24 protein-coding genes and 1 other RNA gene are annotated in these 24,748 nt (G+C 63.1%); 16 read left to right on the forward strand and 9 right to left on the reverse strand.

The annotated features are described in order from the left end of the window. Positions 1 to 41 precede the first annotated feature (41 nt). Both C7I36_RS01410 and cysD read right to left on the reverse strand, forming a co-directional pair. Positions 42 to 473, reverse strand: coding sequence for a four helix bundle protein (locus tag C7I36_RS01410; RefSeq protein WP_245879997.1), 432 nt, complete (start codon positions 471 to 473; stop codon positions 42 to 44). A gap of 37 nt (positions 474 to 510) precedes the next feature. Continuing rightward, complete coding sequence (gene cysD, locus C7I36_RS01415) at positions 511 to 1,410, reverse strand: sulfate adenylyltransferase subunit CysD (RefSeq protein ID WP_106451970.1); 900 nt, start codon at positions 1,408 to 1,410, stop codon at positions 511 to 513. A 121-nt stretch (positions 1,411 to 1,531) separates the two neighbouring features. Between cysD and C7I36_RS01420 the strand changes: the two genes are divergently transcribed. After that, the gene (locus tag C7I36_RS01420) at positions 1,532 to 3,259 is read left to right on the forward strand and encodes an SLC13 family permease (protein ID WP_106451971.1); all 1,728 of its coding nucleotides are present in this window, start codon (positions 1,532 to 1,534) and stop codon (positions 3,257 to 3,259) included. Between the two features lie 132 nt (positions 3,260 to 3,391). Here C7I36_RS01420 and ffs read toward each other — a convergent pair. The 4 genes from ffs to C7I36_RS01440 all read right to left on the reverse strand — a co-directional run bounded on the left by ffs (position 3,392) and on the right by C7I36_RS01440 (position 5,876). Next, positions 3,392 to 3,489, reverse strand: an RNA gene (gene ffs / locus C7I36_RS01425) — signal recognition particle sRNA small type. Positions 3,490 to 3,562: 73 nt separating this feature from the next. Next, on the reverse strand, positions 3,563 to 4,381 hold the full coding sequence (locus tag C7I36_RS01430) for a DODA-type extradiol aromatic ring-opening family dioxygenase (RefSeq protein WP_106451972.1): 819 nt from the start codon (positions 4,379 to 4,381) through the stop codon (positions 3,563 to 3,565). Beyond that, on the reverse strand, positions 4,371 to 5,360 hold the full coding sequence (locus C7I36_RS01435; RefSeq protein WP_106451973.1) for a glutathione S-transferase family protein: 990 nt from the start codon (positions 5,358 to 5,360) through the stop codon (positions 4,371 to 4,373). Before C7I36_RS01435 ends, C7I36_RS01430 begins: the two co-directional genes overlap by 11 nt. Positions 5,361 to 5,423: 63 nt before the next feature. After that, positions 5,424 to 5,876: a DoxX family protein gene (locus C7I36_RS01440; protein WP_106451974.1), complete on the reverse strand. Its 453-nt coding sequence runs from the start codon at positions 5,874 to 5,876 to the stop codon at positions 5,424 to 5,426. Between the two features lie 151 nt (positions 5,877 to 6,027). Here C7I36_RS01440 and C7I36_RS01445 point away from each other — a divergent pair, with 151 nt between their 5' ends. Next, positions 6,028 to 6,921 carry a LysR family transcriptional regulator gene (locus C7I36_RS01445; protein WP_106451975.1) on the forward strand — a complete coding sequence of 298 codons (894 nt, stop codon included), beginning with the start codon at positions 6,028 to 6,030 and terminating at the stop codon, positions 6,919 to 6,921. 62 nt (positions 6,922 to 6,983) lie between these two features. On the opposite strand, the gene metG is transcribed toward C7I36_RS01445, so the two are convergent. Then, positions 6,984 to 9,017 (reverse strand): methionine--tRNA ligase, encoded by a 2,034-nt coding sequence (gene metG, locus C7I36_RS01450; protein ID WP_106452167.1) that lies wholly within the window; start codon positions 9,015 to 9,017, stop codon positions 6,984 to 6,986. Positions 9,018 to 9,176: 159 nt separating this feature from the next. On the opposite strand from metG, the gene apbC reads away from it, so the two are divergent. The 5 genes from apbC (at position 9,177) to C7I36_RS01475 (ending at position 13,986) form a co-directional block, all read left to right on the forward strand. After that, positions 9,177 to 10,250: an iron-sulfur cluster carrier protein ApbC gene (gene apbC, locus C7I36_RS01455; protein WP_106451976.1), complete on the forward strand. Its 1,074-nt coding sequence runs from the start codon at positions 9,177 to 9,179 to the stop codon at positions 10,248 to 10,250. Positions 10,251 to 10,273: 23 nt separating this feature from the next. Further along, positions 10,274 to 10,915, forward strand: coding sequence for a uridine kinase (udk, locus tag C7I36_RS01460; protein WP_106451977.1), 642 nt, complete (start codon positions 10,274 to 10,276; stop codon positions 10,913 to 10,915). Between the two features lie 21 nt (positions 10,916 to 10,936). Then, positions 10,937 to 11,518, forward strand: coding sequence for a dCTP deaminase (gene dcd, locus C7I36_RS01465; RefSeq protein WP_106451978.1), 582 nt, complete (start codon positions 10,937 to 10,939; stop codon positions 11,516 to 11,518). A gap of 10 nt (positions 11,519 to 11,528) precedes the next feature. After that, positions 11,529 to 13,463: an AsmA family protein gene (locus C7I36_RS01470; protein WP_245879998.1), complete on the forward strand. Its 1,935-nt coding sequence runs from the start codon at positions 11,529 to 11,531 to the stop codon at positions 13,461 to 13,463. A gap of 64 nt (positions 13,464 to 13,527) precedes the next feature. Further along, positions 13,528 to 13,986 carry a low molecular weight protein-tyrosine-phosphatase gene (locus tag C7I36_RS01475; RefSeq protein ID WP_106451980.1) on the forward strand — a complete coding sequence of 153 codons (459 nt, stop codon included), beginning with the start codon at positions 13,528 to 13,530 and terminating at the stop codon, positions 13,984 to 13,986. 67 nt (positions 13,987 to 14,053) lie between these two features. Here C7I36_RS01475 and rne read toward each other — a convergent pair whose 3' ends face one another. After that, positions 14,054 to 17,041 (reverse strand): ribonuclease E, encoded by a 2,988-nt coding sequence (rne, locus tag C7I36_RS01480; protein WP_106451981.1) that lies wholly within the window; start codon positions 17,039 to 17,041, stop codon positions 14,054 to 14,056. Between the two features lie 333 nt (positions 17,042 to 17,374). On the opposite strand from rne, the gene rluC reads away from it, so the two are divergent. Together rluC and C7I36_RS01490 are read left to right on the forward strand one after the other, a co-directional pair. Beyond that, positions 17,375 to 18,322: a 23S rRNA pseudouridine(955/2504/2580) synthase RluC gene (gene rluC / locus C7I36_RS01485; RefSeq protein ID WP_181256264.1), complete on the forward strand. Its 948-nt coding sequence runs from the start codon at positions 17,375 to 17,377 to the stop codon at positions 18,320 to 18,322. Further along, entirely contained in the window at positions 18,319 to 18,963 is a 645-nt protein-coding gene (locus C7I36_RS01490) for an HAD family hydrolase (protein WP_219899583.1), read from the forward strand. The genes rluC and C7I36_RS01490 overlap by 4 nt, the downstream gene beginning before the upstream one ends. A gap of 97 nt (positions 18,964 to 19,060) precedes the next feature. On the opposite strand, the gene C7I36_RS01495 is transcribed toward C7I36_RS01490, so the two are convergent. After that, on the reverse strand, positions 19,061 to 19,639 hold the full coding sequence (locus tag C7I36_RS01495; protein ID WP_106451984.1) for a Maf family protein: 579 nt from the start codon (positions 19,637 to 19,639) through the stop codon (positions 19,061 to 19,063). 102 nt (positions 19,640 to 19,741) lie between these two features. On the opposite strand from C7I36_RS01495, the gene yceD reads away from it, so the two are divergent. The 7 genes from yceD to acpP all read left to right on the forward strand — a co-directional run bounded on the left by yceD (position 19,742) and on the right by acpP (position 24,700). Next, entirely contained in the window at positions 19,742 to 20,263 is a 522-nt protein-coding gene (yceD, locus tag C7I36_RS01500; protein WP_106451985.1) for a 23S rRNA accumulation protein YceD, read from the forward strand. Between the two features lie 21 nt (positions 20,264 to 20,284). Then, positions 20,285 to 20,455, forward strand: a complete 171-nt coding sequence (gene rpmF / locus C7I36_RS01505) for a 50S ribosomal protein L32 (protein WP_106451986.1) — start codon at positions 20,285 to 20,287, stop codon at positions 20,453 to 20,455. A 10-nt stretch (positions 20,456 to 20,465) separates the two neighbouring features. Then, positions 20,466 to 21,476 carry a phosphate acyltransferase PlsX gene (gene plsX, locus C7I36_RS01510; RefSeq protein WP_106451987.1) on the forward strand — a complete coding sequence of 337 codons (1,011 nt, stop codon included), beginning with the start codon at positions 20,466 to 20,468 and terminating at the stop codon, positions 21,474 to 21,476. Positions 21,477 to 21,481: 5 nt separating this feature from the next. Beyond that, the gene (locus C7I36_RS01515) at positions 21,482 to 22,441 is read left to right on the forward strand and encodes a beta-ketoacyl-ACP synthase III (protein ID WP_106451988.1); all 960 of its coding nucleotides are present in this window, start codon (positions 21,482 to 21,484) and stop codon (positions 22,439 to 22,441) included. 13 nt (positions 22,442 to 22,454) lie between these two features. Beyond that, a complete protein-coding gene (gene fabD, locus C7I36_RS01520) occupies positions 22,455 to 23,390 on the forward strand; it encodes an ACP S-malonyltransferase (RefSeq protein ID WP_106451989.1) in 936 nt (311 codons plus the stop codon). 180 nt (positions 23,391 to 23,570) lie between these two features. Continuing rightward, entirely contained in the window at positions 23,571 to 24,305 is a 735-nt protein-coding gene (gene fabG / locus C7I36_RS01525) for a 3-oxoacyl-ACP reductase FabG (RefSeq protein ID WP_106451990.1), read from the forward strand. Positions 24,306 to 24,463: 158 nt separating this feature from the next. Continuing rightward, complete coding sequence (acpP, locus tag C7I36_RS01530; RefSeq protein ID WP_094040981.1) at positions 24,464 to 24,700, forward strand: acyl carrier protein; 237 nt, start codon at positions 24,464 to 24,466, stop codon at positions 24,698 to 24,700. The last annotated feature ends 48 nt before the right edge of the window (positions 24,701 to 24,748 follow it).

Below are 24,748 nucleotides of genomic sequence, written 5' to 3' on the forward strand. Positions count from 1 at the left end.
TATCCTTCAGAGCTATATGCCGTAAGCTGTATGTTAAAACGTCAGCTTACGGTGTTGTGTTCGTCACTCAGGGTGGTGATGAGACCGTGCAGCATGGCTGAAATATCACGGGTTTCCTGCAACCACTGCCGACCCTGTTGCTCGTTGATATAGCCAATTTCGATGCCGATATAAACCTGGGTGCGCAGCTCTGCGCATGAGCCCCTGGCGGTCACCAAAAAATGGCGTTTGTCCTTGTTGGAGAAACGTGACATGCCTTCGGCAATATTGCTGGGAATGGACAGGCCCGAACGTGTGATTTGGTCGCGAAAACCAAAATCTCGTAGTTCTTTCAATGCCAGATATAAATCAGCGGATAACCTCGCCGACTTCTTCCACACCTGCAACTTCTCAAAATTCATCACGCCCCCTAAGCTGCAGTCTGTAGCAATGCTGCCTGCATTCAGCGTCGGGCTGCTTACAGCTGACAGCATAAAGCTTACAGCTGAAGGTTACTTCTGACGCGAAGCGTCAGAAGTAACCTTCCTGTTTTTTCTTTTCCATGGAAGCGGCGGAGTCGTGGTCAATCATCCGGCCCTGACGCTCGGAGGTTTTGGTGAGCAGCATCTCCTGGATGATGGCGGGCAGGGTGTCGGCCTCGGACTCGACGGCGCCGGTGAGCGGGTAGCAGCCGAGGGTGCGAAAGCGCACTTTTTTCATCATCGGCACCTCGCCGGGTTTGAGCGGCATGCGTTCGTCATCCACCATGATGAGGGTGCCGTCGCGCTCCACCACCGGGCGCTCGGCGGCGTAATACAGGGGCACGATGGGAATGTTTTCGAGGTGGATATATTGCCAGATGTCGAGCTCGGTCCAGTTGGAGAGGGGGAAGACGCGGATGGACTCGCCCTTGTGCTTGCGGGCGTTGTACAGCTTCCACAGCTCGGGACGCTGGTTTTTGGGGTCCCAGCGGTGCTGGGCGGTGCGGAAGGAGAAAATGCGCTCCTTGGCGCGGGATTTTTCCTCGTCGCGGCGAGCCCCGCCGAAGGCGGCATCGAAACCGTATTTGTCCAGCGCCTGCTTGAGGCCCTCGGTTTTGGTGATGTCGGTGTGGATGGCGGAGCCGTGGGTGAAGGGGTTGATGTCCTTCTCGATGGCCTCGGGGTTGATGTGCACCAGCAAATCCATGCCGAGCTGCTCGGCCATCTGGTCGCGGAAGCTGTACATCTCGCGGAACTTCCAGCGGGTGTCGACATGCAGCAGGGGGAAGGGGGGGACCGACGGATAGAAAGCCTTCATGGCCAGGTGCAGCATGACGGCGCTGTCCTTGCCGATGGAGTAGAGCATGACCGGGTTGTCGGCCTCGGCCACCACTTCCCGCATGATGTGGATACTCTCGGCTTCCAGCCGTTGCAGGTGCGTCAGATTCATAGTGATACTGTTCTCGCCAATGGATTATGCTAATAGCTAAATGTTATATAAATTCAGTATGTCCAGTTTATTTGATATATGAGTACAATGATAGCCCTGCCTAAAGAGCGAGTGGTTATATATGTCAGCCTATTTGGTATTAGCATCGATTGGCGTCCTGCTGGGGCTGCTTATCCATGGTCGCCTGTCGCCGGCGGTGCTGTTCAGTTGCTGGGCAGTGGGGTATGTGATCCTGGGCGTGGTGGACGAGCAGGCGATGCTGGGCAGTTTTTCCAACCCGGCCCTGATCACCCTGCTGGTGCTGATGCTGGTGTCGCTGGCGCTGGAGCGTTCCCCCCTGCTTGAGCGGGTGTCGGATGTACTGCTCAGGGGCCGGGAATGGCGTGCCAGCCTGCGCCTGATGGGGGTGACGGCGGGCCTGTCGGCCTTTCTCAACAATACCGCCGTGGTGGGCTCGCTGCTGGGGGTGATTTCCCGCCAGCGCCATATTCCCGCCTCGCGACTGCTTATCCCGCTGTCGTTTGCCTCCATCCTGGGGGGCATCACTACCCTGGTCGGTACTTCCACCAACCTGGTGGTGAATTCCTTTGTGGTGGACGCCGGCCTGCCGGCGCTGGGCATGTTCCAGTTTGCCGGCGTAGGCATACCGGTGGCGCTGCTGTGCCTTATCGCCCTGTTGTTCAGCCGGCGCTGGCTGCCGCTCAATCCGCTGCAGGACAAGGACAGCTCCCAGGCCTATTTTCTGGAGGCCCGGCTGGTGCCCGGCTCGCCCCTGGTGGGGGCCAGCATAGAGCAAAACCGGTTGCGCAGCCTGGATGGCCTGTTCTTGCTTGAAATTGTGCGCAACGATCGGCTGATCAGCCCGGTGTCGCCGGAAGAAGTGCTGGAAGAGGACGATATCCTGGTGTTTACCGGCGAGGTGGAGAAGGTGCAGGCCCTGCAGCAGTTTTCCGGCCTGCAACTGTTCGGCAATGGCGCCGACCGTCTGCTGGCGTCCAACCTGGTGGAAGTGGTGGTGTCCAATGAATCTGAGCTTGCCCACAGCACCCTGCAGGAGGTGGATTTTCGCACCATGTTCAACGCCGGCGTGGTGGGTATTCGCCGGGGCCAACGCCGGCTGACCGGCCAGCTGGGCAAAATCCCCCTCAAGGTGGGCGACAGCCTGCTGCTGGCGGTGGGACCGGATTTTATGTCCCACCGCAACCTGGATCGCAACTTCCACCTGCTGAGCGACAGCCTGCAGCGCCCGCGCCTGAGTGCGCGCCAGAGCCTGTTTGCCTTCAGCGGATTTGCCCTGGTGATCCTGTTTTCGGCACTGGGCCTGGTGCCCCTGCTCAATGGCCTGCTGATGCTGCTGGCGGCACTGTTGCTGGGGCGGATCCTGACCCTGGGCGAGCTGCGCCGGCGTTTTCCGTTTGAGTTGATGATGATCATCGGCTCCGCCCTCACCGTGGCCAAGGCGCTGGAAAGCTCGGGCGCCGCGGCTCTGGTGGCGGATGGCATGCGTGCGCTGTTCGACGATTTCGGGGTGGTGGGGGCTTTTGTGGGAGTCTATGTCATCACCCTGCTGCTGACCGAAACCGTGACCAACAATGCCGCCGCGGCCCTGGCGTTTCCCATCGGCCTGAGTACCGCCCAGGGCTTTGGGGTTGATCCCATGCCCTTCATCATGGCGGTGGCCTTTGGCGCCAGCGCCTGCTTTATGGTGCCGTTCGGCTATCAGACTCACCTTATGGTCTATTCCCCCGGGCGTTACCGGGTGGTGGATTACCTCAAGGTCGGTTTTCCGGTCAGCCTGATTTACTCGGCGGGTGTGCTGGTGCTGGTGCCCCTGTTCTTTCCGTTTTAACCGGCCGGATTTTTCCAGCGTACAGCGAGGCAGGGGCGGACGTTCCTGCCACTATGGCCAGATAGCCGGCGTCGCTTGGCGGTCGGAAGCTGTATCACAAGGTAAAAAAGGGGATAAATGATTGGAGGTGGCACCCGCCAGCCGCATCCCGGCACTCGAAGATCCTCGCCTTGGCTGCTCCCTTCCGGGCCTGACCAGGTCGACAAGGTTTCGATGCGAGAGGACCAACGGGGCCACCATCGAAGAGCGGCCAGTCTAGCAAAACGCTTTCTTAATGCAACCCTTGCCCGGCCGACTGCTGCTTTATTGCCCTCTCCCGGGGGTTCCCGCGCGCCAGTAGAACATGCCCGCCCGCTTGCGCAGTATGGTGGCGGCCAGGTGGCTCTCGCAGGGGCGGCCGGCCAGACCGTAGCACACCTGCAGCGGCAGCAGATGCTCTTCGCGCGGATGGCAGAAGCGGGCATGGGGCGCTTGCTCCCATTGCACCAGGCGTCGGGTGCGCTCGTTTTCGTCGAGGGCGGTACTGGCGCAGGTGTCTTCCAGCCAGTCCTCGAAAGCCCGGTTGGCGGCGTCAATCTCGGGGGTGGCGGGGGCGAAGAACGCCCGCATGTTGTGGAATGAGAAACCGGAGCCTATCACCAACAGGTTTTCTTGCTCCAGCCCGCGCAGGGCCTGGCCGATGGCGATGTGCGCCGCGGCGTCCAGGCTGTCGACCAGGGACAGCTGGACGCAGGGAATGTCCGCCTCGGGATACATTATCTTAAGCGGCACGAACAGGCCGTGATCAAAGCCGCGCTGTGGGTCGAGCCGTGCCGGTATGCCGGATTGCTCCAGCGCCTGGCGGATCCGCTCCGCCAGGGCCGGGTCGCCGGGGCAGGGGTAGGTGATGGCATAGGACTCGGGCGGAAAGCCGTAGTAGTCGTAAATCAGCGGCGGCCGGGCGCCGGCGGTGATGGTGGGCAGGCTTTCTTCCCAGTGGGCGCTGATCACCAGGATGACGGAAGGCCGGCGCAGCCGCGCCGACAGCTCGGTGAGGGCCGTCACCAGCTCGCTGTGGTCGGGGTCACCGAGCAGCGGCATGGGGCCGCCGCCGTGGGAAATATACAAGACGTCAGTGGTCATGGAATGAGACTCCTGGAATGGTGAAGGGGGATGAGCCGCCACCGGGGCCGGCCGGCACTATGCCGCCGGGGTTGAGGGCCTTGATGGAATAATAACCCGCTTTGATGTGATCGAGGTGGACGGTATCGGCGATTCCCTCCAGCGCCAGTATCCGCAGCAGATAGGCCTGCAGCGCGGGCATGGCGGCCAGCAGGTTGCGGTTGCACTTGAACAGGCCGTGGTAGGCGGCGTCGAAGCGCACCAGAGTCACGAACAGGCGCAGGTCGCTTTCCGTCAGCCGATCACCGAACAGGTAGGGCCGACCGTCCGACAACCGGGACTCCAGCTCGTCCAGGCAGGCGAAAACCCGGTCATAGGCTTCCTCGTAGGCCTGCTGGCTGGAGGCAAAGCCGGCCTGGTAAACGCCGTTGTTGAGCCGGTGGTAAAGATCGTCGTTGAGGGCGTCTATCTGCCCGGCCAAATCGGGTGGATACAAATCCGGGCCCGGGCCGGTCCAGGCGGAAAAGGCGCTGTTGAGCATCCGCACTATGTCCGCCGACTCGTTGTTGACCAGGGTGTCGGTGTGGATGTCCCACAGCACCGGCACGGTGGCGCGGCCGGTAAAGTGCGGATCGGCCCGGGTATAGAGTTGGTGCAGGTGGCGGGCGCCGCCGGGGTCGCGGTCATCGGCGCCGGCAAAGCCGCCGAAGGTCCAGCCCTGGTCGGTCAGCCGGGGATTGACCACGATCACGTCGATCAGCCCGCGCAGGCCCTTCAGGGCCAGTGCCATCAGCGTCCGTGAAGCCCAGGGACAGATATAGGCCACATACAGCCGGTAGCGGCCCGGCTCGGCCCTGAAGCCGCCATGGCCGGTGGGACCCGGCCGCCCGTCCGGGGTGATCCAGTGGCGGAAGGAAGATGTCTGACGGATAAAACGGCCCTGTTCATCCTTGCCCTGTACCGGTTGCCAGCGTTCTGTCCAGATACCATTGACCAGCATAAAGGAAGTCTCCTGTCATGGGCCGGCCAGCCCCTGGCCGGCCGGTGTGGTAAGGGAATGCGCCTAGCGGCGGTCAATCCGGGCCAGCAGCAGCGAGTCCAGGGCCAGCCGGCCGGCGCCCTGTATCGCCAGGGCCAGGGTGGCGGCGAACAGGGCCAGGGCGTATTCGTAGCCGTTGTTGGCCATAAACAGACCGTTGCCCGCATGAACGCCGAGGATGGCCACCAGCATGGTGAAGGCGGAAACCAGCGCGGCCGGGCGGGTGAGCAAGCCCGCCACCAGCGCCAGGCCACCGAAGAACTCGGCGCTGCCGGCCAGCAGGGCCATCAGGTAGCCGGGGGCCAGGCCAATGCTGGCCATCCATTGGCCGGTGCCTTCCAGGCCGTAGCCGCCGAACCAGCCGAACAGCTTCTGGGCGCCGTGGGCTGCCAGGATAAGCCCGACCGGCACCCTCAGCACCAGGGCGGCGTAACCGGCGCCGGAGCCGAACAGTGTTTTTGCAAATGTGGTATTCATCATGGTCACCTTGTAATGATTATCCCTGAAGCCCCTCCCCAGGTGATGGGCTCACTGTACTATCATCAAAATAAAAGACTAAGTGGCTTCATGTTGATTAATTAACAATGAATCATTGATAATTGCCGTCCCCTGTTCTGGAGCATTGCCCATGGATCGCCTGGATGCCATGCGTGCCTTCGTCACCGTGGTGAACGAAGGCTCCTTTATCCGTGCCGCCGACCGGCTGAACCTGTCCGCGCAACTGGTCAGCAAATATGTGGCGCGGCTGGAGCAGCGGCTGGGCGTGCGGCTGCTCAACCGCACGACTCGCCGGCTGCACCTGACCGAGGCCGGTGTGCGCTACCACGAGCGGGCCCGCCAGGTGCTCGACGATATCGACGAACTGGAAAGCCAGCTGGACGAACTGCACGATCAGGCCCGTGGTCTGTTGCGGATCAGCGCGCCCGTGTCTTTTGCCATCCGCCACCTGGCGCCGCTGATCAGCGACTTCCAGCAGGCCCATCCGGCGGTAGGCATCGATCTTCAGCTCAACGACCGCAAGGTGGACATCGTCGAGGAGGGGTTCGATATCGCCCTGCGCATCGGCCATCTCAAGAGCTCGTCGCTGATCGCCCGTAAAATTGCGCCGGTGCGGCTGGTGATGTGCGCCTCGCCCGATTACCTGGCTCGGGAGGGCACCCCCCTGCATCCGGAGCAGCTGGCCCGGCATCGCTACCTGCATTACAGCTATATGGAGCTGGACGCCGAGCAGGGACCGGGGCGCTGGCTGCGGGGCAAGGAGGCCGCGTTTTCCAGCAACAACGGTGATGTACTGGTGGCGGCGGCCATGGCCGGGGCCGGCATCGCGCTGCAGCCGACCTTCATTTCCGGGCAGGCGATACGGGAAGGCAGGCTGCGGCTGGTGCTGGCCGAGCACGAGCCCGCGCCGATGGGGCTGTATGCGGTGTTTGCCCACCGTCAGCTGATGGCGAGCAAGGTGCGGTGTTTTGTCGACTTTATGGAGGGTTATTTCGGGGATCCGCCCTACTGGGACCGGTTCTGAGGGCCGTCCGGCCATGAAAAAGCCCGGCGAACCGGGCTGTTGTGGTACGGGAACATGACCCCTTATTTGATGCGCATGCCCGGCTGGGCACCGGCGTGGGGCTCCAGGATCCACAGATCCTGGCCGCCGGGGCCGGCGGCCAGCACCATGCCTTCGCTCATGCCAAAACGCATCTTGCGCGGCGCCAGGTTGGCCACCATGACGGTGAGCTTGCCTTCCAGCTCTTCCGGCTGGTAGGCAGACTTGATGCCGGCGAACACCTGGCGGGTTTCGCCGCCGAGATCGAGCTGCAGCCTGAGCAGCTTGTCGGCTTGCGGCACCGCTTCCGCCTTCTTGATCAGCGCCACCCGCAGATCCACCTTGGCGAAGTCGTCAAAGCCGATGGTCTCGCTGATAGGGTCGTCCGCCAGCGGGCCGGTGGGGGCAACCCTGGCCTGCTCGGCGGCCAGGTCTTCCTTGGAGGCTTCCACCATGGCGGCCACCTTGTCCGCCTCAATGCGGCTGAACAGGGCCTTGAACTTGTTGACGGTGTGACCGGTCAGCGGGGTGGCCAAGGTGTTCCAGGCCAGTTCGGCGTTGAGGAAGGCCTCGGTGCGCTCGGCCAGTTGCGGCATCACCGGCTTCAGGTAGGTCATCAGCACCCGGAACAGGTTGATGCCCACCGAGCAGATGGCCTGCAGTTCGGCGTCCTTGCCGTCTTCCTTGGCGACCACCCAGGGCGCCCTTTCGTCCACGTAGCGGTTGGCCTTGTCGGCCAGGGCCATGATTTCGCGAATGGCGCGGCCGAACTCCCGCTGTTCATAAGCCTGGCCGATGCGCTCGGCGGCGCCGGCATACTCGGCATAGAGTTCGGGCTCGGCGCACTCGGCGGCAAGCACACCGTCAAAGCGCTTGGCAATAAAGCCGGCGTTGCGGGAAGCCAGGTTGACCAGTTTGTTGACCACGTCGGCGTTGACCCGGGCCACGAAGTCGTCCAGGTTCAGGTCGAGATCGTCGATGCGGCTGGACAGCTTGGCGGCGTAGTAATAGCGCAGGCACTCGGGATCCAGGTGGTCGAGGTAGGTGGCGGCCTTGATGAAGGTGCCCTTGGACTTGGACATCTTGGCGCCGTTCACGGTGACATAGCCGTGCACGAAGATATTGCTCGGCTTGCGAAAGCCGCTGCCTTCGAGTACTGCCGGCCAGAACAGGCTGTGGAAATAGACGATGTCCTTGCCGATAAAGTGGTACAGCTCGGCGTCGCTGTCCGCCTTCCAGTAGTCGTCGAAATTGAGGTTGCCCAGGCGGTCGCAGTAGTTCTTGAACGAGCCCATGTAGCCGATGGGGGCGTCCAGCCACACATAGAAATACTTGCCCGGGGCGTCGGGGATCTCGAAGCCGAAGTAGGGGGCGTCGCGGGTGATGTCCCATTGCTGCAGGCCGGCCTCGAACCATTCTTCCATTTTGTTGGCCATTTCTTCCTGCAGGGCGCCTGAGCGGGTCCAGGCCTTGAGCATGCCCTCGAACTGGGGCAGGTCGAAGAAAAAGTGCTCGGTTTGCTTCATCACCGGGGTGGCGCCGGAGACCGCCGAGCGCGGGTTGATCAGCTCCGCCGGGGTGTAGGTGGCGCCGCAGGCCTCGCAGTTGTCGCCGTACTGATCCTCGGCCTTGCAGCTGGGGCAGGTGCCCTTGACGAAGCGGTCCGGCAGGAACATGTTCTGCTCCGGATCGTAGAGCTGGGAAATGGTGCGGCTCTGGATAAAGCCGTTGGCCTTGAGCCGGCCGTAGATCAGCTCGGCAAATTCCCGGTTTTCGGCACTGTGGGTGGAGTGATAGTTGTCGAAGCCGATATTGAAGCGGGCGAAGTCGCGCTGGTGCTCCTGTTGTACCTCGGCGATCATTTGCTCGGTATCGACCCCCAGTTGCTGGGCCTTGAGCATGATGGGGGTGCCGTGGGCGTCGTCGGCGCAGATAAAATGAATATGATGGCCACGCATTCGTTGATAGCGAACCCAGATATCGGCCTGGATGTGCTCCAGCATATGGCCAAGGTGGATAGAGCCGTTGGCATAGGGGAGGGCGCAGGTAACGAGAATCTTACGTGGATCGGTAGCCATAATGTCCATTTTGTTGAGTCGATTGCGTGGACCGAGCATGTTACCCGAGTTTTTTTCGGTTATACACTCTTCGCGAGGATTTCCCGGCGGCCCCCGCCGTTTCGCCGCTGCGGGCTTTTTGTTAAAGTGCATACCGGATTCACTATCAGGCGCCATCCCATGAACAACGAACCTATCAAGGCCCGGCTCGCCCGCTTTCGGCCGCTCCACTGGGCCCAGGATCCGGTCAGTGCCGGCTTTTTGCGCGAGTTGAAACTGAACCGGGACGCACTGGAAATCAGCCTGGTGCTGCCCTTTGCCGACAGCGCCATCGAAGACAGCCTGAAAACCCTGGACCTGGAGCTGTGCCAGCTGAGCGGCGCCCGTGCCGTGCACTGGCAGATCCGTATCGACGTGGCCACCCTGGCCCGCGCCAACGAAGCCCAGGGGGTGGCCGGGGTGCGCAATATCATCGCCGTTTCCTCGGGCAAGGGCGGGGTGGGCAAGTCCACCACGGCGGTCAACCTGGCGCTGGCGCTCAGGCGGCTGGGCGCGCGGGTCGGCATCCTCGACGCCGACGTCTACGGCCCCTCCATCCCGCTGATGCTGGGCGCCAGCGAAGCCCGGCCGGAAAGCGACGACGGCCAGACCATGAGCCCGGTCGAGGCGCACGGCATCAAGGCCAACAGCATCGGTTTCCTGGTGGGGGCCGACGATGCCGCCATCTGGCGCGGCCCCATGGCCAGCAAGGCGTTGTCCCAGATCCTGCGGGAAACCCGCTGGGGCGATCTCGACTACCTGGTGGTGGACCTGCCCCCGGGTACCGGCGATATCCAGCTGACCATGGCCCAGCAGGTGCCCACCACCGGCGCCCTGGTGGTCACCACGCCACAAAACGTGGCCCTGGCCGACGCGGTCAAGGGCATCAGCATGTTCCGCAAGGTGGGCATCCCCGTGCTGGGGGTGATCGAGAACATGAGCTACCACCAGTGCAGCGCCTGCGGCCATCAGGAGGCCCTGTTCGGCGAGGGCGGCGGCCTGCGGGTGGCCACCGAGCACCAGGTGCCGCTGCTCGGACAGCTGCCCCTGGACGTCAATATCTGCCGGCACATGGACAGCGGCACGCCGACGGTGGACGCCCTGCCCGAGGGCCATATCGCCAAGGCCTACCTGGACATTGCCGCCCGGGTAGCCGCCGGCCTGTATTTTACCGGCAAGACCATTCCCACCAGCCTCTATACCCGGCTGGTGTAACGCGCCCACTTTCAGGTAACAGAATGTCAGAACAACGCAGCTGTGTGATCATCGGCATCGCCGGTGCATCCGCCTCGGGCAAGAGCTTGATTGCCCAGACTATTTACAACGAACTGATGGCGGAGCTGGATGCCGCGGAAATCGGGGTGATCAGCGAGGACTGCTATTACCGGGATCAGGGCCACCTGACCATGGAAGAACGGATAAAAACCAACTACGACCACCCCCGGGCCCTGGACCACGAGCTGCTGGCCGAGCACCTGCGCGCCCTGTGCCGGGGCGAGGCGGTGGATATTCCCCAATATTCCTACGTGGCCCACACCCGTACCTCCGAGACTATCCACTTCCTGCCGAAAAAGGTGATCATCCTGGAGGGCATACTGCTGCTGACGGATCCGGCGCTGCGCGAGCTGATGGATGCCTCCATCTTTATGGACACCCCGCTCGACATCTGTCTTATCCGCCGGCTGCAGCGGGATGTGGAGGAGCGCGGCCGTTCCATGGAATCGGTGCTCGGCCAGTACAAGGAAACGGTGCGGCCCATGTTTCTGCAGTTTATCGAGCCGTCCAAGCAGCATGCCGACATCATAGTGCCGAGGGGCGGCAAGAACCGTATCGCCACCGACATGATCAAGTCGCGTATCCGTCACCTGCTGCTGGACTAACCTAGCCTTTAAGGAGTTTTCATGCGTCTTTGCGATCGGGATATCAAGCGTTACCTGGCCGAGGGCCGCATCCGCATCGTCCCCGAGCCGCTGCCGGAGCGGATCAGCGGTGTCAGTGTGGATGTGCTGCTCGGCAACGAATTCCGGGTGTTCCAGGATCATACTGCCCCCTATATCGATTTGAGCGGGCCCAGTGCCCAGGTGTCCGAGTCGATCAACCGGGTGATGAGCGAGGAAATTTTCATCAACGACGGCGATGCCTTTTTCCTGCATCCGGGAGAGCTGGCCTTGGCGGTAACGCATGAGTCCGTTACTCTACCGGACGATATCGTCGGCTGGCTGGACGGCCGTTCCTCCCTGGCGCGGCTCGGGCTTATGGTGCACGTCACCGCCCACCGTATCGATCCGGGCTGGTCCGGGCGCATCGTGCTGGAGTTCTACAATAGCGGCAAGCTGCCCCTGGCGCTGCGGCCCAAAATGGTGATCGGCGCGCTCAACTTCGAGACCATGTCGGGGCCTGCCGAGCGGCCCTACATGAGCCGGGCCAGTGCCAAGTACAAGGCCCAGAAGGGAGCGGACGCCAGCCGTATCAATCAGGACTAACGGGATAACCATGATGAAAAAACTGCTCTACGGACTGGCGGCTCTGGTGCTGCTGTTGTTGCTGGGCCTGCTGGCCCTTACCCGGCTGGTGGACACCGAACGGGTCAAGCGGGTGCTGGTTGAGCAGACCCGGGAAAAAACCGGCCGTACCCTGGTCATAGAGGGGGATCTGAGCTGGCGCTTTTTTCCCTCCCTGGGCTTTACCCTGGGCCGGACTTCCCTGATGAACCCGCCCGGCTTTGCCGAAGGGGCTACCCTGTCGGTTGGCGGCATCAGCCTGGACGTGGCCCTGCGTCCCCTGCTCGACAACCGGTTGGAGGTGGGCGAGGCGGTGCTGGACAATGCCCGTCTGCACCTGATTACCCGGGCCGACGGCGTTTCGAATATCGACGATCTGCGCGCCCTGGCCGGTGGCGGCGAGCCGGCACCCGTTGCGGATGAGCCTGCCGGCGGCCGTTCCGGCGGCGGCGAGCCGACGGCACCGATGAGCGTCAGCCTGGTCGGAGTGAGGGTCAACAACGCCGAAGTGCTGCTGCAGGACGAGGCGGGCGGCAGCCTGACCCGGCTGAACCGGGTTAACCTGGCGCTGGATCGTTTCGCCCCGGGTGAGTCGGTGCCACTCAGCCTGTCCGGTGATCTGTTCAGCGACGAGGTACAGGCCAATATCCGCGCCGACGGCCTGCTGTGGCTGGCCGCCGACGGCAGCCGGCTGCGCCTGGATCAGCTGGCGCTGGAGATCGGCGCCACCGGCCGGGCCATCCCCGGCAACAAGCAGCTGCGGCTGGGCGGCGGCCTGGACTACGACATCGCCGGGCGGCAATTGGCATTCAACCATCTGCAGCTCGAAGTGGGCTCGCTCGCCCTCGACGGCAGTCTGTCCCTGGAGCACGCCCCGGCCATTCCCCGGCTTCGCTTCAGCCTGCATACCGCCCTGCTCGATCTGGACCAGCTGGCCGGGGAATGGGGTCGGCCGCAGAGCAGCGCCGCCGGAGCCACGCCGGCATCCAGCGAGGCGGCCGCTACCCTGCCGCCGTCGGTGGCCTCGCCCGAGCCGGATCTGTCCTGGCTGTCCCGTATCGACGTGCAAGGCGAGCTGGCTGCGGACCGCATGCGGGTGCAGGGCATGGAAATGGAACAGCTGACGCTCAAGCTGGCACTGGGCGAGGGCCGAGCCCGGTTCGAGCCCATCCGCGCCCGGCTGTACGGCGGAGAGCTGGACGGCCGGGCCAGCCTGGATGCCACCCGCCAGCCCGCCGCCTTCAGCATGCGCCATACACTCGGCGGGGTGGCGGTTCGCCCCCTGCTGAGTGACGCGGCCGGGCTCGACTACCTGGAAGGCCGGGGTGAGCTGGTGCTGGATGTCAGCGGCCGTGGCCTGTCTTCCGCCGCTTTGCTGCCTGGCTTGACCGGCAGCAGCCGGCTGCGGGTAGACGATGGGGCCGTGCACGGGGTCAATATCCCGGCGATGATCCGCCGGGGTTATGCCCAGGTGAAGGGCCAGCCGCTGCCGGCGGAGGAGGCGGTACAGAAAACCGACTTCAGTGCCCTGACCGCCGATTTCACCATCGCCGGCGGCAAGGTCAGCACCGACAACCTGAACATGGCATCGCCCTTGCTGCGGATACACGGCGAGGGGCAGACCAACCTGCGGGATCAGTCCATCGATGTGCTGCTCAACACCGCCGTGGTCGGCAGCCTCAAGGGACAGGACGGCGAGGAATTGTCGGAGCTGAAGAATATTACCCTGCCGGTGCGGATCAGCGGCACTTACCAGCAACCCAGGTATGGCCTGGACATGCAGCAGGTGTTCGATCGCTACCTGAAGGACAAGGTGGACCGGGAAGCCCAGCGGCTGCAGGAAAGGCTCAATGAGAAGCTGGGGGACGAGCTGGGCGACAAGCTGCAACAGCGTCTGCCCGGCCTGCTCGACAAGCTGGGACTCTGAGTCCGGTTTACCCCAGAGGCGGCCTTGGCCGCCTTTTGTTTATTAACAGACCAGAATGGAACCCATGAACAGTGTGCTCTTTGTTTGCCTGGGCAATATTTGCCGCTCCCCCACTGCCGAGGCGGTTTGCCGGCATCAGGCGACCCGGGCGGGACTGGATATTCTGATCGACTCGGCCGGCACCATAAGCCATCACCAGGGCGCCGGCCCTGATGAACGCTCCCGGGCGGCGGGCGAGGCCAGGGGGTATGACTTCAGCGGTATCCGCTCCCGGCGGATCCGGCAGGAGGACTTTGCCCGTTTTGAACTGATCCTGGCGGCGGATCGCAGCAACCTGGCGGATCTGCTGAGCCTGTGCCCGGCCGAGCACAGGCATAAGATCAGGTTGCTGATGAGTTATGCCGCCCGCCCCGAGCAGGAGGTGCCGGATCCCTACTATGGCGGCGAACAGGGATTTGAACAGGTGCTGGACATGATAGAAGAGGCCTGCGAAGGGGTCATCCGCACCCTGTCCCGGAGATGAACAAGAGACAGCAATAAAAACAGCAATAAAAAAAGGCTCCCACGGGAGCCTTTTTGATGGGTGTCGATCAGGGTTTGGCCATGGGGGCCGAGGCCTGGTCGCGGGCGGCGGTGGCGCCGCCGTGGCGGCCACTGACCGCAACCGGCTGGCGTACCAGGGGAGGATAGTCCGGCTTGACGTAGGGCCGGGGCGCCACGTCCCCGGGCTTGGTCATGGGCGCCGAAGCCTTGCGTGCCGCCTGGTAGCGGCCCAGGGCGGCGGCAGGCTGGGCGGTAACCAGCCGGGCCGCCGGTTGTGGCTCGGCTTCCGGCTTCTGCATGGCCTGGCGCGGTTGCGGCTCTGCCTTGTCTTCGTCTTCGGCGGCCGTTACTAGAGGCTCGGGCTCTTCCGGAGCGACTTCCGGCTCGGCCTGTACCGCCACCGGCTCTTCCGGAGCGACTTCCGGCTCCGCCTGTTTCGCCACCGGCTCTTCCGGGGCGATTTCCGGCTCGGCCTGTTCCGCCTCCGGCTCTTCCGGGGCGACTTCCGGCTCAGGCGCCGACTGGACGATATCCGCTCCGGCCTGTTCGGCGACCGGCTCGGCACGCACAACGTCAGCCTCGGTTACAGGCACGGTTTCGGCCGCTGGCGCGACCGGCTCGGGGCGTGCCTCGGACACGGCCTCCGGCTCGCCGTTGGCAATCCACTTTTCCTCACCCTGGGCGGCAACCAGGGCCGCTATGCTTTCCTGGCGGCGCTGGCGACGGCTGTCCTCGTTAATGCGCTTGCGCTTGGGCATGGGGCTGCGCTGGTGGTGCAGCGGCTGCTCGGTGCCTTCCTGGGCATTGTCGCCGTCTGCCCTGGGCTGGCGGCGCGGGCGACGCTCCTCCTGGACCTGGGCCTCATCGGTGGCGACCGGCGCCTGAGCCGACTGGGACGGCTCGGCATCCAGGCGGACCTTTTTACGCAACTGGCGGCGCTGGCGGCGCTCGGCCACCACCAGCTCCTTGTGTTGCTCTTCGGCTTGCTGGTCGGCCTGTTGTGCCCGGGGGGCAGAGACGGCCACCGGCTCGTCTTTCGGCGCTACCTGAGGGGCGCGCTCGGCCTGGACCTGAGGTGACGGCTCCCGGCGTGGTTTGCGCCGCTCGCGGCGCGGACGCTCGGTCTTTTGTTCGCCGCCGTCCTGGGATGCGGCGGGGCGGTTGGCGCCGTTGCGTTCCTCGTCCCGTTCCCGGGGTTCGCGGGGTTTACGCGAGTTGCGGTTGTTGCGCCGGTCGGGACGTTCGCGCCGCTCACCGCCGCGGGACGAGGTCCGGGGCTGGCTGGCGGGTGCTTCGGCGGCGGGCTCGACCGGTGCCGGCGACTTGAACCAGCCGGCGATGGTGCACAGCAGGCGGCTCAGCAGGCCGGGCTGGCGTTCGCTTGGGGGCGTTGCCGGGGCGGGAGCTTCGCTGCGGGCGGTCGGCGCCGCGGGGGCGGGCGCCGGTGCGGCAAAGCCCTGCAGCGCGGGCTGCTCGCTGCGCAGGCCGGGCTGATGCTGGCGCGGCTGGTACACGGGCTGCTCGACGGCGGTTTTCAGCTCGTAGCTGGTGACGTCTTCCACGTCGCTGGTGCGCACCCGGGTGACGTCGAAATGAGGTGTTTCCAGCTGCTCGTTGGGGATGATGTAAATATCCACCTTGTAGCGGTTTTCCAGTCCGGCGATGGACTTGCGCTTTTCATTGAGCAGGTAGGCGGCTACGTCCACCGGCACCTGGGCGTGGATCTGGCCGGTGTTGTCCTTGAGCGCTTCTTCCTCGATCAGGCGCAGTATGGCCAGGGCCAGTGACTCGTTGTCGCGGATGGTGCCCTGGCCCAGGCAGCGGGGGCAGACATGGGTGCTGGACTCGCCCAGGGAGGGACGCAGCCGCTGGCGGGACATTTCCAGCAGGCCAAAACGGGAGATGCGGCCCAACTGGATGCGGGCCCTGTCCTGGCGCACGGCATCGCGCAGGCGGTTTTCCACTTCGCGCTGGTGGCGCACCGGGGTCATGTCGATAAAGTCGATCACCACCAGGCCGCCCAGGTCGCGCAGGCGCAGCTGGCGGGCGATCTCTTCCGCCGCCTCCAGGTTGGTCTGCAGCGCGGTTTCCTCGATATCGCCGCCCTTGGTGGCGCGGGAGGAGTTGATGTCGATAGAGGTCAGGGCTTCGGTGGGATCGATGACGATGCTGCCGCCGGAGGGCAGGCGCACTTCCCGCTGGAAGGCGGACTCGATTTGGCTCTCGATCTGGTAATGGCTGAACATGGGCACGTCGCCCTCGTACAGCTTGATCCGGTTGACGAAGTCGGGGCGTACCAGCTGAATGTGCTGCTTGGCCCGCTCGAACACCACCGGGTTGTCGATCAGGATTTCACCGATATCCCGGCGCAGGTAGTCGCGGATGGCGCGGACGATAACGTTGCTTTCCTGGTGGATCAGGAAGGGGGCAGAGCGACTGTCGGCGGCTTCCTGGATGGCGGTCCAGTGGGTCTGCAGGACGTTGAGGTCCCACTCCAGCTCTTCGCCGGACTTGCCGACACCGGCGGTGCGTACAATCAGGCCCATGCCGTCGGGCAGCTTGAGGTGGGCCAGGGCCTCCTTCAGCTCGGTGCGTTCGTCGCCCTCGATGCGCCGGGAAATACCGCCGGCGCGGGGATTGTTGGGCATCAGCACCAGGTAGGAGCCGGCCAGGCTGATAAAGGTGGTGAGGGCGGCACCCTTGTTGCCACGTTCTTCCTTGTCGATCTGGACGATGACTTCCTGACCTTCCTTGACCACTTCCTTGATATTGGGGCGGCCCTGGTAGCTGTAGCCGGCGGGGAAGTAGTTGCGGGCGATTTCCTTGAGGGGCAAAAAGCCGTGGCGGTCGGCGCCGTAGTCGACGAAGGCGGCTTCCAGGCTGGGTTCGACCCGGGTGATCTTGCCTTTGTAAATGTTGGCTTTTTTCTGTTCGTGGCCGGGGCTTTCGATATCGAGATCGTAGAGCTTTTGCCCGTCCACCAGGGCAACACGCAACTCCTCTTCCTGGGTTGCGTTGATTAGCATTCTTTTCATTGAGTACTCTTTTTTATTAGGTTTTTACTGTGACTACAGTGTCGCTTCCCCCTGCTGGCCTTTTTTGTTCCGACCGGCACCGGCCTCGAGTCTGTTAGCGTAATGGATGCAGCCTCCCGGCTGGATACGCATGAGGCGCATTTTCGGGTGTCTTTCACGTCAAAGGGGGGAGCCCAAAGGTCGCGAACAAAACGGATAACCAGGGGTGTTCAGGGTGCGCTCCCCGGTTGCGGAAAGCGCGAAAAACGCCTGCATTATCACACTTTACCCACAACCTTAGCAAGGCACCATTTTTACAGCAAAAGGCCGTGGGCTGGTGTTAGAATGGAGGCCATGAAACCAGAACAGCACAGCGTGCGGCTGCTCACCATAGAGGCTGAGCATGAAGGGCAGCGCATCGACAATTTTTTACGGACTCAGCTTAAAGGCGTTCCCAAAAGCCTGATTTATCGGATTCTGCGCAAGGGTGAGGTAAGGGTTAACAAAAAACGCATCAAACCGGAATACAAACTGCTGGCCGGCGATATCATTCGTGTGCCGCCGGTGCGGGTGGCGGAGCGGGAAGAGGAGTTGCCCTCGGCGAAACTCGACAGCGTACAGGGGCTGGAAAACGCCATTGTGTATGAAGACGATGCCCTGCTGGTGCTCAACAAACCGTCGGGCATGGCCGTGCACGGCGGCAGCGGACTGAGTTTTGGGGTGATTGAAGGCCTGCGCGCCCTGCGCCCCCAGACCAAATTTCTGGAGCTGGTGCACCGGCTGGACCGGGACACCTCCGGCATTTTGCTGGTGGCCAAAAAGCGCAGCATGCTGCGCAGCCTGCACGAGCAGCTGCGGGACAAAACCATGGACAAGCACTATCTGGCGCTGGTCCGCGGCCAGTGGCAGCCGCACCAGCAGGTGGTGAAGGCGCCGCTGAAGAAAAACGAGCTGGCCTCGGGGGAGCGCATCGTGAAGGTGGACCGGGACGGCAAACCCTCGGAAACCCGTTTTCGCATTGTGCAGAAGTTTGAGGGCGCAACCCTGGTGGAATGCAGCCCGGTCACCGGCCGTACCCATCAAATTCGTGTGCACAGCCTGCATGCGGGCCACCCCATTGCCGGGGACGACAAGTACGGCGATCGCCAGTTTGATGAAAAAATGCGGGCGCAAGGGCTGGCGCGGCTGTTTCTGCATGCCTGCCGCATTCGCTTCTTCCATCCCGGTAAGGAAGCAACCATGACCCTGGAAGCGCCCCTGGAGCCGGCCCTCAAAAAACTACTGACGAGAATGGCCGGCTGATGAAGTACCAACTGGTGATTTTTGACTGGGACGGTACCCTGATGGATTCGGTGGCGCGTATTGTGGCCTGCATGCGGGCCGCGGCGCTTGACTGCGGCCTGCCGGTGCCCGAGGCGGCGGCGGTGCGCCATATTATCGGGCTCAGCCTGAGCGACGCGTTCCCCCTGTTGTTCGGCCCGCTGGCGCCGGCCCGTGCCGATGCCATGCTGGCCAGCTATCGTCGCCACTACCTGGAGCGGGATCACACGCCGTCGCCCCTGTTCGCGGGCGCCGCCGACACCGTTGCCGGCCTGCACCAGAGCGGCTACCGGCTGGCGGTGGCCACTGGCAAGGCGCGGGAAGGACTGGATCGGGTGCTGCTGGAAACCGGTCTCGGCCGCTATTTTCATGCCCTGCGCGGCGCCGACCAGGCCCGTTCCAAGCCCCATCCGCTGATGTTGGAGCAGATCCTGGATGAGCTGCGGCTGACACCGGACCAGGCGGTGATGGTGGGGGACTCCAGTTACGACTTGGCCATGGCCGAAGCCATCGGCATGGACAGGATAGGTGTTACCTATGGCGTTCATGGCCGGGATCTATTATGCCAACATACACCGTTAACCCTGATTGACGATATTCGCCAGCTGCCGCGCTGGCTGTAACCGTCCGGCAGGCAGGGCCGTAAGCGATCAGCTTGAAGCCGGAAGCCGTCCGAGTCGCTTGACAACCCGGGCTTCTGTTCCAAGAGTTTCTTCCCGCTCAGGGCAGGTCCACCCCGAAACGGCCCAGCAATTCCACCAGGGCGATCAGCGGCAGGCCGACCAGGCTGTTGGGATCCCGGCCTTCCATCCGTTCGAACAGGCTGATGCCAAGGCCCTCGCACTTGAAGGCGCCGGCGCAGTCGAGGGCCGGTTCCCGCTCCAGGTAGCGCTCCACCTGGGCCTCGCTCAGGGGTCGAAACTGCACCGAAAAGGGTTCCACCAGGCTGTGCTGGACACCGCTGGCGGCATCCAGTACGGCCAGGCCGGTATAAAAGGTCACCTGGCGGCCGGACGCGGCCAGCAATTGCTCCCGTGCCCGCTCCCGGGTGCCGGGCTTGCCGAGGATCAGCCCGTCCCGTACGCAGACCTGATCCGAGCCGATAATGAGTCCTTGCGGACAGCCTGCCGCCACCGCCCGGGCTTTCTGCTCTGCCAGCCGACGTACCAGGTCTGGGGCGTCCTCCCCGGGCAGGGGGTGCTCGTCGATATCCGGGCTCTGGCAGCGAAATGTGAGGCCCAGTTTCTCCAGCAGTTGCCGGCGGTAGGGAGAGGAGGAGGCGAGTATAAGGTCGGTCATGGTATTCCTTGCGAGCGGCGGGGGAGCGGGGCCGGCCCGATTGATGTCCGGGGGCTTTTTCCCTTTGACTCCCGTGAGTTGTCGCTATAATATGCGCGCCTTATGGAAAAGGTAAAGTTGCCCATTAAGGTTGATCCCGTCCGCTGCGCGCTCAAGCGCCTTGACTATCAAGGTGCCTTTGCCGCGGCACTGATGCCCAGACTGGCGGAGTCGACCCAAGGTATCCATGGTGATATTGACGTGTCTCTGAGCTTTGGTACAGATGCCCAGGGGTTGCGCGTGATGTCGGGCCAGGCCCGTGCACAGGTGACGCTCCAGTGCCAAAGATGCAATGAGCTGTTTGATACCGCTATAGAGTCCGAGTTTACATACACGCCCCTGCGTGAAGACGCCGAGGCACCGGACTTGCCGGAAGCCTACGACACTTTCGAGGTGGATGAGTTTGGTGAAATCAGCCTGGTTCAGATCATTGAGGACGAACTTATCCTCAACCTGCCGCTGGTGCCTGCCCATGAGAATGAGCAGTGCGCCGAGGGCAAGTACGACCTGAGCTTTGGTGACATTCCCGCTACCGAGGAGCGTCCGAATCCTTTCGCGATTCTGGAAGAATTGAAACGTAAGTAACTGATTTAGGAGTGAGGTCAAATGGCCGTACAACAGAACCGTAAAACCCGTTCTAAGCGTGGTATGCGTCGTTCCCACGATGCCCTGAGCACTGCTGCGCTGTCCGTGGATCAAACCACCGGTGAAATCCATCGTCGTCACCACGTGACTGCCGACGGTTTCTACCGTGGCAAAAAGGTAATCGCCAAGTAAGGGTTGCCTTTTGTCGCAGCTGACCGTTGCGTTAGATATGATGGGGGGCGATCATGGCCCCTCAATCACAGTGCCTGCCGCCGCGCAGGCACTGTCGCTTCTGCCCGGGCTCAATTTGCTGTTGTTCGGCCCGCAACCGGTGCTTTCTCCCTGGCTTCAACGCGTTGGCCTGTCCGACCATCCGCGGGTGCGGGTGTATCACTGTTCCCAGCTGGTGGACAATGAGCACAAGGCGGCCTACGCCCTGCGCCACCTGACCGACTCCTCCATGCGCCGGGCGCTGGACGCCCTGGCGAGGGGAGAGGCGGCTGCCTGCGTCAGTGCCGGCAACACCGGCGCCCTGATGGCCATGGCGATGAAGGTAGTGGACCGCGTGCCGGGAGTGGACAGGCCGGCCTTGATCACCCGCCTGCCCCAAAACAACGGCGGCTATGCCCTGTTGCTTGACGTGGGCGCCAATGTCAGCTGCGACGCCGGACAACTGGTCCAGTTCGCGCTGATGGGCGAGCAGGCGTCGCGCCATCTGCTGGCGCAGCCCGCACCCAGGGTGGCCCTGCTCAATGTGGGGGCGGAAGCGAACAAGGGCACGGAAGCGGTGCGCCAGGCGGCCAGACAGCTGGCGGCGATGGCCGATTTTCGCTACGTAGGCTATGTGGAAGGGGACGACCTGTTCTCCGGCAGGGCCGATGTCATCGTGTGCGACGGTTTTGTCGGCAATGTGGCCCTCAAAACCAGCGAAGGCGTGGCCAGGCTGTTGCTTGGTGCCGGACGCCGGCGCGGACTGCTGTGGAAAATGCTGACTTTTTGGTTAAAAAAAAGGCTTTCCCATCTGAACCCCGACCAGTATAACGGCGCCAGTCTGATAGGATTACGCGCCAGTGTGGTCAAGAGCCACGGGAGTGCCGGCTCACCCGCCTTCTTGAATGCGATCTTGCAGGCTGTTGCCGAAGTGGAACATCATCTGCCCGCAAGCATCGCGCATCGTTTCGATACTGCCCCTCAGGACAGTCACGCAAGATAACGCCTATGAACAGCAGAATATTGGGAACTGGCAGCTACCTGCCAGAGGCGGTACGTACCAATGCCGACCTGGAGAGAATGGTCGACACCAGCGACGACTGGATTGTGGAACGTACCGGTATCCGCGAGCGGCGCATTGCCGGCGCGGAGGAAACCGTGGCCACCATGTCCTATGGTGCCGCGCTCAGGGCGCTGGACGCCGCCGGCATCGCGGCCAGCCAGCTCGACATGATAGTGCTGGCCACCACCAGCGGCGACAATGCCTTTCCGGCTGCCGCCTGCGAAGTCCAGGCCATGCTGGAAGTGCCCGGCATTCCGGCCTTCGACATCGCCGCCGCCTGTGCCGGCTTCAGTTACGCCCTGAGCGTGGCGGATCAGTTTATCCGCGGAGGCCAGGCGCGCCATGTGCTGGTGATCGGGGCCGATGCCCTGTCCCGCATGTGTGATCCGGAAGATCGCTCCACCATCATCCTGTTCGGCGATGGCGCCGGTGCCGTGGTGCTGGGCGCGAGCGAGCAGCCGGGCATCCTTTCCACCCACCTGCACGCCGACGGCGCCTATGGCGAGCTGCTCAAGCTGCCCCACCGCCAGCGGGGCATGACCGGCGAGGACATGAACGCCTACATGCACATGAAGGGCAACGAGGTGTTCAAGGTGGCGGTATCCCGGCTGAGCGACATCGTGGTGCAGACCCTGGAAGCCAACGGCATCGACAAGTCCGAGCTGGACTGGCTGGTGCCGCACCAGGCCAATTACCGCATTATCAACGCTACCGCCCGCAAGCTGAACATGCCGCTCGAGCGGGTGATCCTGACCCTCGACAAGCACGGCAACACCTCCGCCGCCAGCGTGCCCATCGCCCTGGACGAAGGGGTGCGCGACGGCCGTATCCAGCGTGGTCACCTGATCCTGCTGGAGGCCTTCGGCGGCGGCTTTGCGTGGGGCTCGGCCCTGGTTCGTTATTAAAGAAGGAAACACCATGACTTTTGCCATTACCTTTCCCGGACAGGGATCCCAGGCGGTGGGCATGCTCGCGGGCGTGCTGGCCGAGCATGATATCGTCAAACAGACCTTTGCCGAGGCCTCCCGGGCCCTGGGGTACGATCTGGCGGAGCTGGTGCTGAGCGGTCCGGCGGAAGAGCTGAACAAGACCTGGCGCACCCAGCCGGCGCTGCTGACCGCCTCCGTCGCCCTGTGGCGGCTGTGGCAGCAGCAGGGCGGGGCACAGCCTGCGGTGATGGCCGGCCATAGCCTGGGCGAGTACTCCGCCCTGGTCTGCGCCGGTGTGCTGTCGCTGGATGACGGCGTCAGGCTGGTGGAGCTGCGCGGCCAACTGATGCAGGATGCCGTGCCCGAAGGCACCGGTGCCATGTCCGCCATTATCGGGCTGGACAACGACACCATCATCGCCAACTGTGAAAAAGCCGCCGAAGGCGAGGTGGTATCGGCGGTGAACTTCAACTCCCCGGGCCAGGTGGTGATTGCCGGTCACAAGGCGGCGGTGGAGCGGGCCAATGCCCTGATGAAGGAAAGCGGCGCCAAGCGCGCCCTGCCGCTGCCGGTGAGCGTGCCGTCCCACTGCGCCCTGATGCGTCCGGCGGCCGAAAAGCTGGCCGAAACCCTGGCCGGGATGAGCTTCAAGACGCCGGTCGTGCCCGTGATCAATAACGTCGACGTCCAGGCCGAGACCGATCCCGCCGCCATCAAGGATGCCCTGGTGCGCCAGCTGTACAGCCCGGTGCGCTGGACCGAAACGGTAGAGGCCATGGCCGGGCAGGGCGTGACCCGGTTGCTGGAAGTGGGTCCGGGCAAGGTGCTGACTGGCCTGGCCAAGCGCATCGACAAGCGGGTCGAGGGCCTGGCGGTGAACGACGACGCCGGCCTGGAGCAGGCGCTGGCCGCCGTCAAGGGTTAATGAGGTACGGAGACGGGCTTTCCCGGCTCCTGCAAGCGACGTAATGCGATAAAGGATGGTGGAGAGAAACTAAGCCGACCGTTGGCGCCATGGATGGCGCCGTCGAGTCCCCAGGGATGGGTCTACGGCGAGTCGGCGTGTTTTTCGCCACCATCCTCCCCACGGTTTAAAGGAGTCATTATGAGTTTTTCCGGTAAAGTGGTGCTGGTCACCGGGGCCAGCCGGGGCATTGGCCGGGCCACCGCCGAACTGTTTGCTGCTCGTGGCGCCACCGTCATCGGCACCGCCACCAGCGAAAAGGGCGCCGAGGCGATCAGCGCCTATCTGGGCGAAAACGGCGCCGGCCTGGTACTGAACGTCACCGATGCAGAGTCCATGAACCAGCTGCTGGATACCATCAAGCAGCGCTTCGGCGATATCGATATTCTGGTCAACAACGCCGGCATCACCCGCGACAACCTGATGATGCGGATGAAGGACGAGGAATGGCAGGACATCCTGGACACCAACCTGACCTCGGTGTTCCGTCTGTCCAAGGCGGTGCTGCGCGCCATGATGAAAAAGCGCTTTGGCCGCATCATCACCATCGGCTCCGTCGTGGGCACCATGGGCAATGCCGGTCAGGCCAACTATGCCGCCGCCAAGGCGGGTCTGATCGGCTTCAGCAAGTCCCTGGGCCGGGAAGTGGCCTCCCGCGGCATCACCGTAAATGTGGTGGCGCCCGGATTTATTGAAACTGACATGACGCGCGCATTGAATGACGAGCAACGAGCCGCTATCTTGTCACAGGTTCCGGCACAGCGTCTGGGTGATGCCAAAGAGATTGCATCCGCCGTTGCCTTCCTGGCATCGGAAGACGCCGGCTACATCACCGGCGAAACCCTGCACGTGAACGGCGGCATGTACATGGTGTGATGAAAATCCCCGCAGTTGGCACCTATTTGACGGAAATTGCCGCATTTTTGGCATAAATTCTGGTTAGACCAGCCTCAAATAGGCTTGCAAACTGCGGTTAATTTAATACACTACCGCAACGACACGCACTTGCGTATTTCTAAAGGAAAATACTGGTCATGAGCAACATCGAAGAACGCGTAAAGAAAATCATTGTTGAGCAACTGGGCGTTAAGGAAGAAGAAGTCAAACCCGAAGCCTCTTTCGTTGATGATCTGGGCGCTGATTCCCTGGACACAGTTGAGCTGGTAATGGCTCTGGAAGAAGAATTCGACACCGAAATTCCTGACGAAGAAGCGGAAAAAATCACCACCGTTCAAGCTGCGATTGATTACATCAACGCCAATCAGGAATAACAAACCTGTACCGGAGTGGCAACCCGCCGCTTCGGTTCTTTTCCCCGT

It is taken from the genome of Zobellella taiwanensis (genome assembly GCF_003012795.1).
GTDB lineage: Bacteria > Pseudomonadota > Gammaproteobacteria > Enterobacterales > Aeromonadaceae > Oceanimonas > Oceanimonas taiwanensis.

Coding starts and splice junctions, on each gene's coding strand:
- C7I36_RS01410 (WP_245879997.1), bottom strand. CDS start 473: ATGCTGTCAGCTGTAAGCAGCCCGACGCTGAATGCAGGCAGCATTGCT.
- cysD (WP_106451970.1), bottom strand. CDS start 1,410: ATGAATCTGACGCACCTGCAACGGCTGGAAGCCGAGAGTATCCACATC.
- C7I36_RS01420 (WP_106451971.1), top strand. CDS start 1,532: ATGTCAGCCTATTTGGTATTAGCATCGATTGGCGTCCTGCTGGGGCTG.
- C7I36_RS01430 (WP_106451972.1), bottom strand. CDS start 4,381: ATGACCACTGACGTCTTGTATATTTCCCACGGCGGCGGCCCCATGCCG.
- C7I36_RS01435 (WP_106451973.1), bottom strand. CDS start 5,360: ATGCTGGTCAATGGTATCTGGACAGAACGCTGGCAACCGGTACAGGGC.
- C7I36_RS01440 (WP_106451974.1), bottom strand. CDS start 5,876: ATGAATACCACATTTGCAAAAACACTGTTCGGCTCCGGCGCCGGTTAC.
- C7I36_RS01445 (WP_106451975.1), top strand. CDS start 6,028: ATGGATCGCCTGGATGCCATGCGTGCCTTCGTCACCGTGGTGAACGAA.
- metG (WP_106452167.1), bottom strand. CDS start 9,017: ATGGCTACCGATCCACGTAAGATTCTCGTTACCTGCGCCCTCCCCTAT.
- apbC (WP_106451976.1), top strand. CDS start 9,177: ATGAACAACGAACCTATCAAGGCCCGGCTCGCCCGCTTTCGGCCGCTC.
- udk (WP_106451977.1), top strand. CDS start 10,274: ATGTCAGAACAACGCAGCTGTGTGATCATCGGCATCGCCGGTGCATCC.
- dcd (WP_106451978.1), top strand. CDS start 10,937: ATGCGTCTTTGCGATCGGGATATCAAGCGTTACCTGGCCGAGGGCCGC.
- C7I36_RS01470 (WP_245879998.1), top strand. CDS start 11,529: ATGATGAAAAAACTGCTCTACGGACTGGCGGCTCTGGTGCTGCTGTTG.
- C7I36_RS01475 (WP_106451980.1), top strand. CDS start 13,528: ATGAACAGTGTGCTCTTTGTTTGCCTGGGCAATATTTGCCGCTCCCCC.
- rne (WP_106451981.1), bottom strand. CDS start 17,041: ATGAAAAGAATGCTAATCAACGCAACCCAGGAAGAGGAGTTGCGTGTT.
- rluC (WP_181256264.1), top strand. CDS start 17,375: ATGAAACCAGAACAGCACAGCGTGCGGCTGCTCACCATAGAGGCTGAG.
- C7I36_RS01495 (WP_106451984.1), bottom strand. CDS start 19,639: ATGACCGACCTTATACTCGCCTCCTCCTCTCCCTACCGCCGGCAACTG.
- yceD (WP_106451985.1), top strand. CDS start 19,742: ATGGAAAAGGTAAAGTTGCCCATTAAGGTTGATCCCGTCCGCTGCGCG.
- rpmF (WP_106451986.1), top strand. CDS start 20,285: ATGGCCGTACAACAGAACCGTAAAACCCGTTCTAAGCGTGGTATGCGT.
- C7I36_RS01515 (WP_106451988.1), top strand. CDS start 21,482: ATGAACAGCAGAATATTGGGAACTGGCAGCTACCTGCCAGAGGCGGTA.
- fabD (WP_106451989.1), top strand. CDS start 22,455: ATGACTTTTGCCATTACCTTTCCCGGACAGGGATCCCAGGCGGTGGGC.
- fabG (WP_106451990.1), top strand. CDS start 23,571: ATGAGTTTTTCCGGTAAAGTGGTGCTGGTCACCGGGGCCAGCCGGGGC.
- acpP (WP_094040981.1), top strand. CDS start 24,464: ATGAGCAACATCGAAGAACGCGTAAAGAAAATCATTGTTGAGCAACTG.